We start from the raw sequence: 11,327 nt of genomic DNA, 5'->3' as shown, positions 1-11,327 counted from the left end.
TGGAAAGCCGACTTCGACAGCTCGAAGCACCTCGCCGACAAGATCTCCAAGGAGGTCGTGCAGGGCGCGGGCGCCGACCTCGTCTTCGCCGGGTGGAACTACGGGTTCAGCGAGAGCACCGGGTTCACGCCGGACGCGTTGCAGCAGCTGGGGATCGGGACCTACCAGCTGACCGAGGCGTGCCGCAACGGCGTGGGCAAGCAGCGCGGCATCATGCCCGCGCTGGACGCGTTGTACACGGACCTGCGCAACCTCGGTGCGATCTTCCGGGTCTCCGACCGCGCCGAGGCGCTGGTGCGCGAGTACCAGCAGCGGGTCGAGGCCGCCGGGAAGCTGATGGCCGGCAAGCCGCGGCCCAAGGTGTTCCTGTACGACAGCGGGCAGGACCAGCCGTTCACGTCCGGGCGGAACGCCGCTCCCCAGGACGTGATCAGCAAGGCCGGCGGGGACAACGTCTTCGGCGATCTCAACGACAGCTGGACCACGGTGAACTGGGAGGCTGTGGTTCAGCGGGCGCCTGAGGTCGTGCTGATCGTGGACTACGCGGACGGGGAGGCGAACACTCCCGCGCAGAAGCAGGCCTTCCTGGAGGGGTTCGCTCCGCTTGCCAACACCCCTGCTGTGGTGGGGAAGCGGTTCTTCTCGTTGCCGTACGCGGCGTTGGTGGAGGGGCCTCGGAACCCCGCCTCGGTGGAGGCGTTCGCCCGGTTCCTGGCCGGGGTGTGACCAGATAGTGGGAGATTCGCTCCCGCCGCTTGGTACCCGCCGGGAGCTGTGGCAGCATCCCCCGCATGGCTCAGAACCTCGCCATCATTATTGACGAGCGCGTCGGGTAGTTGCCGCCCCTGGCACCCGACGCGCAGACCTCTCGCATCCCGCGGGGGGTCTTTTTGTTTGCCCAGACCAGCCCGGATGTCCGGATACGAGGAGATGAACCCCGATGGCCGGCCCTGACGACGAGTTCCACGTCTACGACACGACGTTGCGCGATGGTGCGCAGCGTGAGGGCATTTCGTACTCCGTCACGGACAAGCTGGCTGTCGCTCGGCTGCTGGACGGGCTCGGCGTCGGGTTCATCGAGGGCGGCTGGCCCGGCGCGTTGCCCAAGGACACGGAGTTCTTCGCCCGTGCCGCTGCCGGTGACCTGGAGCTGAAGAACGCCGAGCTGGTCGCGTTCGGGGCCACCAGGAAGGCCGGGGTCAGGGTCGAGGACGATCCGCAGGTCAAGGCGTTGCTCGACTCGCAGGCGCCGGTGGTGACGCTGGTCGCCAAGTCCGACCTGCGGCACGTCGAGCGGGCCCTGCGGACGGACAGCGAAGAGAACCTGCGGATGGTGCGCGACACCGTCAAGTACCTGAAGGACCACGGAAGGCGCGTCTTCCTCGACGCCGAGCACTTCTTCGACGGGTACGCGTTCTCGCCCGACACCAGCCTGCGGGTGCTGGAGTCCGCTGTGGAGGGTGGCGCGGACGTCGTCGTGCTGTGCGACACCAACGGCGGGCAGTTGCCGCTCGGGCTGGCCGAGACGGTGGCCGACGTCGTCGCGAAGACCGGTTTCCGGGTCGGGATCCACTGCCAGGACGACACGTCCTGCGCGGTGGCGAACACCATCGCGGCCGTTCAGGCGGGCGCGACGCATGTGCAGTGCACTGCCAACGGTTATGGCGAGCGAGCGGGTAACGCCGACCTGTTCGCCGTCGTCGGGAACCTCGTGACCAAGCTCGGCATGGAGGTGCTCCCGACCGGGGCGCTGGCCGAGCTCACCCGTGTCTCCCATGCGTTGGCCGAGATCGCGAACATCGCACCCGACACCCACCAGGCCTATGTCGGGTCGTCAGCATTCGCCCACAAGGCGGGTCTGCACGCGAGCGCGATCAAGGTGGATCCGGAGCTCTACAACCACATCGTTCCGGACACCGTCGGCAACGACATGCGGGTGCTGGTCACCGAGATGGCCGGTCGGGCGAGCATCGAACTCAAGGGACGTGAGTTCGGGCTCGACCTGGCCGGCCGGTCACAGGAAGTCGGGAACGCGTTGCAGCGGGTCAAGGAGCTGGAGGCGAAGGGGTGGTCGTTCGAGGCCGCCGACGCCTCCATGGAGCTGCTGCTGCGCCGCGAACTGTCCCAGCTGGACACCGCGCCGTTCTCGCTGGAGTCGTACCGGGTCGTGCTGGACCACCGGTCGGACGGCGAGATCGTGTCCGAGGCCACGGTCAAGGTGCACGTGGCGGGGGAGCGGGTCATCGCCACCGCCGAGGGCAACGGGCCCGTGCACGCCCTGGACGCGGCGCTGCGCAAGGCGTTGCTGCCGCACCTGTCCTGGTTGGACGCCGTCGAGCTGGCCGACTACAAGGTGCGCATCCTCACCGAGCACCCCGGAACGGACGCCGTCACGCGCGTGCTGGTCGAGTCGACCGACGGCGAACGCGGGTGGACGACCGTGGGGGTGCACGGGAACATCGTCGAGGCGAGCTGGCTCGCCCTGTGCGACGCGCTCGTCCACAAGGCGATGCGCGCGTCGGTCTAAGGTTGGTCCTGTGCGTATTGCCAGGATTGCCCACCCGCAAGGCGTCGCTTTCGTCGAGGTCCAGGGCGACGAAGCCGCGGAGATCGCCGAACACCCCTTCGGCACGCCCACGTTCACCGGCCGCAAGTGGCCGCTGGCCGACGTGAGGCTGCTCGCCCCGATCCTGCCGACCAAGATCATCGGTGTGGGCCGGAACTACGCGGACCACGCGGCGGAGCTCGGCAACGAGGTCCCCGCGGAGCCGCTGCTGTTCTTCAAGCCGAACACCTCGGTGGTCGGGCCGAACGTGGAGATCAAGCTCCCGGCCGTGTCGGAACGCGTGGACTTCGAAGGTGAGCTCGCGGTCATCATCGGCCAGCCGTGCCGCGACGTGCCGGCGGCCAAGGCGCTGAGCGTGGTCATGGGTTACACGATCGCCAACGACGTCACGGCGCGCGACCTGCAAAAGAAGGACGTGCAGTTCACGCGCGCCAAGGGTTTTGACACGTTTTGCCCGATGGGTCCGTTCATCGAGACGCAGTTCGACCCGTCCGACGTGCGCGTCGTCACCGAGGTCGACGGCGAGGTCAAGCAAGACGGACGTACTTCCTTGATGGTGCACGACATTCCGTCGCTCATCGAGTACGTGTCCGGGATCATGACGCTGCTCCCCGGCGACGTGATCCTGACCGGAACGCCCGCCGGTGTGGGGCCGCTGACGGCCGGACAGACGGTCTCCGTGACGGTGGACGGCCTCGGAACGCTCACCAATCCGGTCGCAAATAGGTAGCCGTACGGAGCAATCCGGCGGCCGGAAGGTTACGCATCACGGTACCCGCTAGTAACTTCCCGGTGTCATGACGGACCTGGCGTCCACCCGTGTGCTGCTCGTCGACGGTTCGCAGCTCATCACCGAGGGGCTGCGGATCTCGCTGCACCGCACGCACTGCTTCCGCGTTGTGGGGATCGCGCACACCGTGGCCGACGCTGCGCGCTGTCTGCGCAGCACACTGGTGGACCTGGTCGTCACGGACTTCGACGTGCCGGGCGCCGGACCGCTGCGCACCGTGCGCGACACGGCGCAGTTCAGACCGAGCGCCCGCGTCGTCGTGCTGTCCAATGCGGACAGTCCGAGCTGGGCCCGCGCCGCTCTCGACGCCGGCGCGGTCGCCTACCTGCTGAAGACCTCGCCGGTGGCCGAGCTGCTGCCCACGATCGCGGCCGCCGTGCGCGGCGCACCCGCCACGATCGACGCGCGGGTGGGGTCGCTGGCCCGTCTACCGGCGCGGATGCCCCCGCCGGCCTCGCTCGGCCAGCTGTCGGCACGTGAGTTCGACGTGCTGGCCGAGATGGCGAAGGGCATGGACAACGCCCGCATCGCCCAGCGGCTCTTCATCAGCAACGACACCGTGAAGACCCACGTGAAGGCGATCCTGCGCAAGCTGGGCGCCCGTGACCGGGCCCACGCCGTGGCGATGGTGCTCAGCGAGTCGTCCGAGTCGTTCGTCACGACCTGACGATGGTCTGCGGAGCCCTGCGCGCGAAGTCCGGCGCGTGCTCGGGCAGTGGCCCGATCGCGACCACGTAGGCCGGAACCGCCTGCAACCACGGGAAGCGCCGCGCGAGCCTGAGTGGAGCGGGAACACCGCTCGACGAGACGGTGGCGTCACCCTCCACGACGCGCCTCAGGAACAGGTTCTGCACCACCCGCTGCATGGTCTGGATGACCAGGGTCGGGAACAACCTGCGGCGACGCACCTTCGCGAGCCCGGCCCCGGTGAGCCTGCCCTCCCGCAACGGCTTCGCGAGCAGCCTGGCCGCCGCGACCGCGTCCTGCACCGCGAGGTTGATGCCGACGCCACCGATCGGCGACATCGCGTGCGCCGCGTCACCGATGCACAGCAGACCGTTCACGTGCCAGCGCTTCAACCGGTCCAGCTTCACGTCGAGCAGCTTCGCGTCGTCGACGCTGGTGATGTGACCGACGCGGTCGGCGAGCCACGGCACGAGCGTGACCACGCGTTCCCGGAACTTCTCGACGCCCTCCGCGCGCAGCTGCTGATCGGTTCCCTTGCGGATGATGAAGGCGCACTGGAAGTAGTCACCACGTGGAATGAGCACCAGTGCGCTGCCCGCGCTGAACCGGCCGGCGCCACCGCGGACCGCGTCGCTCTCGTTGCGCGGCAGGCGGAACCACCACACGTCCATCGGCGCGCCGAACCGGTACACGGGCAGCTTCACCGCGTCGCGCAGGATCGAGCTCCGCCCGTCCGCCGCCACCACGAGGTCCGCGGCGATCTCACCGGTGTGGCCGTCGACGCGGTCCCGGTAGGTGACGCCCGTGACCCTGTTGCCGTGCCTGGTGATCCCGGTGACCTCGGTGTTCATCCGCAGCGTGAACTTCGGCTCCAGCCCGCCCGCGTCGGCCAGCAGGTCCAGGAAGTCCCACTGCGGGACCATCGCGATGTGCTTGTGCGCACCGGGAAGCCTGCTCAGGTCGGCGATCGTCGCCTTCGCGCCGCCCTCCAGCAACGCCTCGATCTTGTCGACCTTCTGGTGCGGCACCTGCTCGAACGCCGGACCGAGCCCCAGCTCGTCCACCAACGTGAGCGTCGACGCGTGCACCGTGTCGCCGCGGAAGTCGCGCAGGAAGTCGCCGTGCTTCTCCAGCACCGTCACCTCGACCCCGCCGCGCGCCAGCAGCAGCCCCAGCACCATCCCCGCAGGTCCGCCTCCGACGACGAGGCAGGTGGTCCTCTCCATGTCGATCCCCTCTTTTCAACCGCTGTTGAATAAACTCAGCATGCTCGTGATCGCCAGGCGCGTCAAGCGGGGTTCCGGGTGGCGCGGCTCTCGCGTCCGGCATGATCCACAGTGGACGGTCTGGGAAACCAGGCCTCGAAATGGTTGCGGTTGATGCAAAAGCCCGATGTGCGAGCTATGGTGTCGCGCTCGCCGGCGCTCCGGTTCGCGCGGAGGCCGTTGTGTCGCCGAACAACACTCGACCGGGCGATTGCGTTCGGCGCCTGGGGGAGCGCGACTGGTTCGTTCGGGGCCTCAAGGTCCGCTTGATCGTGCAAGGACCTGGAGGAATCACCTCGTTAGCCGAATCGGACGAGGCCCCATCGCACCTAACCTTCCGGGGTGACAACTGCGTTCCCGACTTTCACGCGTAAGAGAACCGGCGAGATCAGCGCTGTGTGCCTGGACGTCGACGACACACTTGTCGACTACAGCACTTCTTCGCGCGCCGCGTTGGCCTCGATGGTCGGTAACGCCGACGCCTGGTCGTTGTGGCAGCGGATCACCGACGACCACGTCTCCCGCCAGCTAGCCGGTGAGCTGCCGTACGAGTCGATGCGCAACATCCGCACGCAGGCCTTCTTCTCCGCCCTCGGCGAAGAGCTCACGCTGGAGGAGTCCACCCGCCGCGAGCTCGGCCGCCAGGAGGTCCTCACGTCGAGCTGGTGCCTGTTCGACGACGCGATCCCGACGCTCGACTGGCTGCGCGCCACCGGCCTCCCGATCGCCGCGATCAGCAACGCGTCCGGCCGCCACCAGCGCATGAAGATCGCGCAGCTCGGCCTCTCCGAGTACTTCGACGCCGTCCTCATCGCCGGCGAGGTCGGCTGCGCCAAGCCCGACCGCGTGATCTTCCACACCGCGTGCCTCGCCCTCGGCGTCCCGCCCGGCGACACCGTCCACGTGGGAGACCGGCTGCACGCCGACGCGATCGGCGCGCGCGACGCGGGAATGCACGGCGTCTGGATCAACCGGACGGGACCGACCGGCGGCACGCTGCCCGCGGGACTGTCCTCCATCACGTCGCTCGCGGAACTGCCGGAGCTGCTCGTGTGCGAGCTCTCCGCCGCCACCGCCTGAGACGGCCCCGAGACCGGCCCCCACCTGCGCGTTTGCCTTCAGGTGGGGGCCGATTTCACTTCTGGTGGGGGCGTGGTCTAGTATTTCTCACGGCAGCAACGAGAGGCCCGGAACTCCCCAGGGAGAACGAGTCGATCGAGAAAGCCAATGGGGTATGGTGTAATTGGCAGCACGACTGATTCTGGTTCAGTTAGTCTAGGTTCGAGTCCTGGTACCCCAGCTGCTACGAAGAACTACCGCACTGGTAGCCTTTCGCAGCTGAGTGAGAAAGCAAGAACAGCACCACAACGAACTGAATAGCCGGATTTGGACCGGACAGAGAGATCTGATAAGGTTCACTCCAGCAAGAAGTTCTAGGGCCCCGTCGTCTAGCGGCCTAGGACGCCGCCCTCTCAAGGCGGTAGCGAGGGTTCGAATCCCTTCGGGGCTACAGAGGTGGTTGAGGCCTGTCAGCGGAAAGCGCTGACAGGCCTCTTTCGCATTGTCCTCTGGGGGCCGAGCCCCCAGACCCCCAGCCGGCGGGGCTTCGCCCCCCGGACCCCCCGGTAGGTTGCCCCAATTCGCTGGCGTGGGCTTCGCTTCGCTCGCCAACTGGGTGACCCCGCCTCGCTTCGCATCGGCGAGAGAGAAGGCCTCGCCTCGCTTCGCATCGGCGGGGATTTGGCCTCGCTTCGCGTCGGCCAATTGAAAGCGTGACAGCGGTCACCTTTGAATGGTGGTGCTATTTCCGTGTCATTTGTCGGCGCTGCCAGTTGAGACGGGTGGGGTGTGTCGGGGGATTGGGCTCGGCGTGTTGGGAGCCTTCTGACGACAGCGGCCGCTCTCCCTGGGGAGAGCGGCCGGGTGGTTCGGGTGGTGCTTTAGAGGCGGCTTTGTAGTGCCTCTGCTGCTGCCAGTAGGTCTGCTGCCCAGCGGGCGCCTGGGCGGCGGCCCATGCGGTCGATGGGGCCGCTTACGGAGACTGCGGCCACTACGGCGCCTGAGGAGTCTCGTACTGGGGCGCTCACCGAGGCGACGCCTGGTTCTCGTTCTGCCACCGACTGGGCCCAGCCCCTGCGCCTCACTTCCAGGAGGGTTCGTTCGCCGTAGACGGCGTCGGCCAGGACTGCCCGTTGGGTGCCCGGGTCTGACCACGCGGCCAGGACCTTGGCGCCTGAGCCTGCTGTCATCGGGAGTCTCGCGCCGATGGGGACCGTGTCCCTCAGGCCCGACGGGGGTTCTGCCGAGGAGATGCAGACCCGTTGCATGCCGTCCCGGCGGTAGAGCTGGACGCTCTCGCCGGTGATGTCGCGCAGGCGCGGCAGCACCGAGGACGCGGCGTCCAGCAGCGGGTCCGTCGCGCCGCCCGCCAGTTCGGCCAGAGCCGCGCCGGGGCGCCAGCGGCCGTCCGAGCCCCTGCGCAGGAGGCGGTGCACCTCCAGGCCCACGGCCAGGCGGTGCGCTGTCGCTCGCGGCAGGCCGGTGCGATTGCACAACTCGGCCAGGCCACACGGATCTTTTGCCACGGCGTTCAACACGGCCACTGCCTTGTCCAGCACGCCGATCCCGCTATGCTGTCCCACAAGCCGATACTAACTTCCCAGACAGTGAGAAGTCCAGATCTGTCGGCACGTCCATCATGTGGGAGATGTCGCGATGAGCCGCACGCTCGCGGAGAAGGTGTGGGAGGCACACGTTGTGCGCCACGGAAGTGGTGCGGAGCCGGACCTGCTCTACATCGACCTCCATCTGCTGCACGAAGTCACCAGCCCCCAGGCGTTCGACGGGCTGCGCCTCGCCAACCGCAAGCTGCGCAGGCCGGACCTGACGATCGCCACCGAGGACCACAACGTCCCGACCGTGGACATCGACAAGCCGATCGCGGACCCCGTGTCGCGCCTGCAGGTCGAGACGCTTCGCCGCAACTGCGCGGAGTTCGGCGTGCGCCTGCACCCGATGGGTGACCTGGAGCAGGGCATCGTCCACGTGGTGGGCCCGCAGCTCGGCCTCACGCAGCCCGGCATGACCGTGGTGTGCGGCGACAGCCACACCTCCACGCACGGCGCGTTCGGCGCGCTGGCGTTCGGCATCGGCACGTCCGAGGTCGAGCACGTCATGGCGACGCAGACGTTGCCGTTGCGCCCGTTCAAGACGATGGCGATCAACGTCGACGGCGCGCTCAAGCCCGGCGTCACGGCGAAGGACGTCATCCTCGCGGTCATCGCGAAGATCGGAACCGGTGGCGGCCAGGGCTACGTGCTCGAGTACCGCGGCGCGGCGATCGAGAACCTGTCGATGGAAGCGCGCATGACGATCTGCAACATGTCGATCGAGGCGGGCGCGCGCGCCGGCATGATCGCACCGGACGACACGACTTTCGACTACATCAAGGGGCGCGCGCACGCACCGTCCGGCGCGGACTGGGACGCGGCCGTCGAGTACTGGCGGACGCTGCGCACCGACGACGGCGCGACGTTCGACGCCGAGGTGCACATCGACGCGGACGAGCTCACGCCGTTCGTCACGTGGGGCACGAACCCCGGCCAGGGACTGCCCCTGGGCGCGAGCGTCCCCGACCCCGAGCAGATCGGGGACGAGAACGAGCGCGTGGCCGCCGAGAAGGCGCTGACGTACATGGGCCTGGAGCCCGGCACGCCGCTGCGCGACATCCGCGTGGACACGGTGTTCCTCGGTTCCTGCACGAACGGGCGCATCGAGGACCTGCGCGCCGCCGCGGACGTCATCAAGGGGAAGCACGTCGCTTCAGGAGTACGGATGCTGGTCGTCCCCGGTTCGATGCGGGTGCGCAGGCAGGCCGAGGAAGAGGGCCTGGACGAGGTCTTCCTCGCCGCGGGAGCCGAGTGGCGGCAGGCCGGCTGCTCGATGTGCCTTGGCATGAACCCGGATCAGCTCGCCCCCGGCGAGCGCAGCGCGTCGACGTCGAACCGGAACTTCGAGGGAAGGCAGGGCAAGGGCGGCAGGACGCACCTCGTCTCCCCGCTCGTCGCCGCCGCCACGGCCGTGCGCGGCACCCTCTCCGCCCCCGCAGACCTGGAGAACTGACCATGGATGCCTTCACCACCCACACGGGCGTCGGCGTGCCGCTGCGCAGGTCCAACGTGGACACCGACCAGATCATCCCGGCCGTCTACCTCAAGCGCGTGACCCGCAGCGGGTTCGAGGACGGGCTCTTCGCCGCCTGGCGCGGTGACGAGCACTTCATCCTCAACCAGGAGCCGTTTCGGGCCGGCACGGTGCTCGTCGCGGGCCCGGACTTCGGCACCGGGTCCTCTCGGGAACACGCCGTCTGGGCGTTGATGGACTACGGCTTCCGGGTCGTCGTCTCGTCGCGTTTCGCCGACATCTTCCGGGGGAACGCGGGCAAGCAGGGCCTCGTGGCGGCGCAGTGCAGCCAGTCCGATGTCGAGCTGCTGTGGAAGTTGCTGGAGTCGGAGCCCGGAACTCCGGTCACCGTCGACCTCACCGACAAGACGGTTCGCGCCAAGGACTTGGTTGCCCCGTTCGAGATCGACGACTACACCCGCTGGCGCCTTCTCGAAGGCCTCGACGACATCGCTTTGACACTGCGCCACGAGGCCGAGATCAGCGATTTCGAGGGCAATCGCCAGACTTGGTTGCCCACAACGGATCCGCTTCCGGCGGTCTGAGAGGGGGCCGGATTCTCCCCTTGAGAGGGGCGAATCCGGCGCCCTGAGTCCCTCGAAGGGGCGCAATTAGCCACGCCACAACGAAAATTTTGGCGTGGCGATTGGTATTTCTCGCGATTTGGGCCTACCGTTGCGTTCTAGTCGGCCCGACGCTAGGGCCGTGAGCGTCCTGGGAGGGACTGAAGGTGAACAAGGCCCAGCTCATCGAGGCGCTCGCCGAGCGCCTGGGAGACAAGAAGACCGCCGGTGCTGCAGTTGACGGGCTCGTCGATGTGATCGTGCGCTCCGTCAACAAGGGCGAGAAGGTCAACATCACGGGCTTCGGCGTCTTCGAGAAGCGCGCCCGTGCGGCTCGCACGGCTCGCAACCCGCGCACCGGTGAGACCGTGAAGGTCAAGAAGACCAACGTGCCCGCGTTCCGCCCCGGCTCGACGTTCAAGGACGTCATCAGCGGTGCGAAGAAGCTGCCGAAGGTCGTGGCCGCCAAGGCTGCCGCCAAGCCGGCCGCTGCTGCCGCCGCCGCGAAGCCCGCGGCCGCGACGAAGGCGCCCGCCACCAAGGCGGCGACCACCCGCGCGACCACCACGCGCACGCGCACGGCCGCGGCTGCCACCAAGGCGCCCGCGACCCGTCGCACCACCACGGCCGCCGCCGCGAAGCCCGCTGCTGCTGCCAAGGCGCCCGCGAAGGCGACCGCCACGAAGACCGCTGCTGCCAAGACGACGACGGCCGCCAAGGCGCCCGCCGCTCGCAAGACCGCTGCCGCCAAGACCACGGCCGCGGCGAAGACGACGGCTGCGGCGAAGCCCGCTGCGAAGACCACGGCCGCCAAGGCGCCCGCGGCTCGCAAGACGGCTGCCAAGAAGAAGTGAGACGGGCCTCCCGGCAGGGAGGCTGCGCCACTTCAGATCTCACGCGAAAAGCCCCGGTGTGCGCACACCGGGGCTTTCGTGTTGTCCGGCCGCTGTGCTCGTTGGCCGCTGTGTTTGTTGGCCGCTGTGCTTGTGGCCGCTGCTTCGCAGACGGCGGCGAGTTCGCCCTCATTCGGCCGTCCGGCCGCCGCTTCGGGCCGAATCGCCTGCGGCGGTTGACCCGAAGAGGCGACCGGACGACCGACGCGAACTCGCGACTCCGCGCGTGCTCCCAATCTCGGCCGAACTCGATTCTTCGGCGTGTGCGCGCTTGTGTTCGCGGCACCGGGGGCGTGTGGCCGAACCTCAATTCGGCCAATAGAAATAACGCCCGTGGGACTGGGAGCGTGCCCCGCACAAGCGAAACCGCCGCCTCCCGCT

General features: G+C 68.3%; 10 protein-coding genes and 2 tRNA genes. 10 read left to right on the top strand and 2 right to left on the bottom strand.

The window, feature by feature from the left end:
• From VF330_RS31580 to VF330_RS31565, 4 genes are all read left to right on the top strand, one after another.
• The coding region (locus tag VF330_RS31580; protein WP_330855355.1) for an ABC transporter substrate-binding protein at positions 1-726 on the top strand (726 nt) is incomplete at its 5' end.
• Between the two features lie 214 nt (positions 727-940).
• The gene (cimA, locus tag VF330_RS31575; protein WP_330855354.1) at positions 941-2,527 is read left to right on the top strand and encodes a citramalate synthase; all 1,587 of its coding nucleotides are present in this window, start codon (positions 941-943) and stop codon (positions 2,525-2,527) included.
• A 10-nt stretch (positions 2,528-2,537) separates the two neighbouring features.
• Positions 2,538-3,296: a fumarylacetoacetate hydrolase family protein gene (locus tag VF330_RS31570; RefSeq protein ID WP_330855353.1), complete on the top strand. Its 759-nt coding sequence runs from the start codon at positions 2,538-2,540 to the stop codon at positions 3,294-3,296.
• A gap of 67 nt (positions 3,297-3,363) precedes the next feature.
• Positions 3,364-4,023, top strand: a complete 660-nt coding sequence (locus tag VF330_RS31565; RefSeq protein ID WP_325522110.1) for a response regulator transcription factor — start codon at positions 3,364-3,366, stop codon at positions 4,021-4,023.
• Here VF330_RS31565 and VF330_RS31560 read toward each other — a convergent pair.
• Positions 4,013-5,269 carry an FAD-dependent oxidoreductase gene (locus tag VF330_RS31560; RefSeq protein WP_330855352.1) on the bottom strand — a complete coding sequence of 419 codons (1,257 nt, stop codon included), beginning with the start codon at positions 5,267-5,269 and terminating at the stop codon, positions 4,013-4,015. The two genes, VF330_RS31565 and VF330_RS31560, sit on opposite strands and share 11 nt — an antisense overlap.
• Before the next feature lie 381 nt (positions 5,270-5,650).
• On the opposite strand from VF330_RS31560, the gene VF330_RS31555 reads away from it, so the two are divergent.
• From VF330_RS31555 to VF330_RS31545, 3 genes are all read left to right on the top strand, one after another.
• Positions 5,651-6,388 (top strand): HAD family hydrolase, encoded by a 738-nt coding sequence (locus VF330_RS31555; protein WP_330855351.1) that lies wholly within the window; start codon positions 5,651-5,653, stop codon positions 6,386-6,388.
• 148 nt (positions 6,389-6,536) lie between these two features.
• Positions 6,537-6,608: transfer RNA gene (locus tag VF330_RS31550), tRNA-Gln, on the top strand.
• Positions 6,609-6,745: 137 nt separating this feature from the next.
• Positions 6,746-6,818, top strand: a tRNA-Glu gene (locus tag VF330_RS31545).
• A gap of 430 nt (positions 6,819-7,248) precedes the next feature.
• Here the strand turns inward: VF330_RS31545 and VF330_RS31540 are convergent.
• Complete coding sequence (locus tag VF330_RS31540; RefSeq protein WP_177221282.1) at positions 7,249-7,950, bottom strand: IclR family transcriptional regulator; 702 nt, start codon at positions 7,948-7,950, stop codon at positions 7,249-7,251.
• A gap of 73 nt (positions 7,951-8,023) precedes the next feature.
• Between VF330_RS31540 and leuC the strand changes: the two genes are divergently transcribed.
• The 3 genes from leuC (at position 8,024) to VF330_RS31525 (ending at position 10,907) form a co-directional block, all read left to right on the top strand.
• Positions 8,024-9,430 (top strand): 3-isopropylmalate dehydratase large subunit, encoded by a 1,407-nt coding sequence (leuC, locus tag VF330_RS31535; RefSeq protein WP_330855350.1) that lies wholly within the window; start codon positions 8,024-8,026, stop codon positions 9,428-9,430.
• 2 nt (positions 9,431-9,432) lie between these two features.
• The gene (gene leuD, locus VF330_RS31530; RefSeq protein WP_330855349.1) at positions 9,433-10,035 is read left to right on the top strand and encodes a 3-isopropylmalate dehydratase small subunit; all 603 of its coding nucleotides are present in this window, start codon (positions 9,433-9,435) and stop codon (positions 10,033-10,035) included.
• A 185-nt stretch (positions 10,036-10,220) separates the two neighbouring features.
• Positions 10,221-10,907, top strand: coding sequence for an HU family DNA-binding protein (locus tag VF330_RS31525; protein ID WP_330855348.1), 687 nt, complete (start codon positions 10,221-10,223; stop codon positions 10,905-10,907).
• Positions 10,908-11,327 lie beyond the last annotated feature (420 nt).

The organism is Lentzea sp. (assembly GCF_036380075.1).
Taxonomy (GTDB): domain Bacteria; phylum Actinomycetota; class Actinomycetes; order Mycobacteriales; family Pseudonocardiaceae; genus Lentzea.
This window is presented reverse-complemented; position numbering and strand designations above follow the sequence as displayed.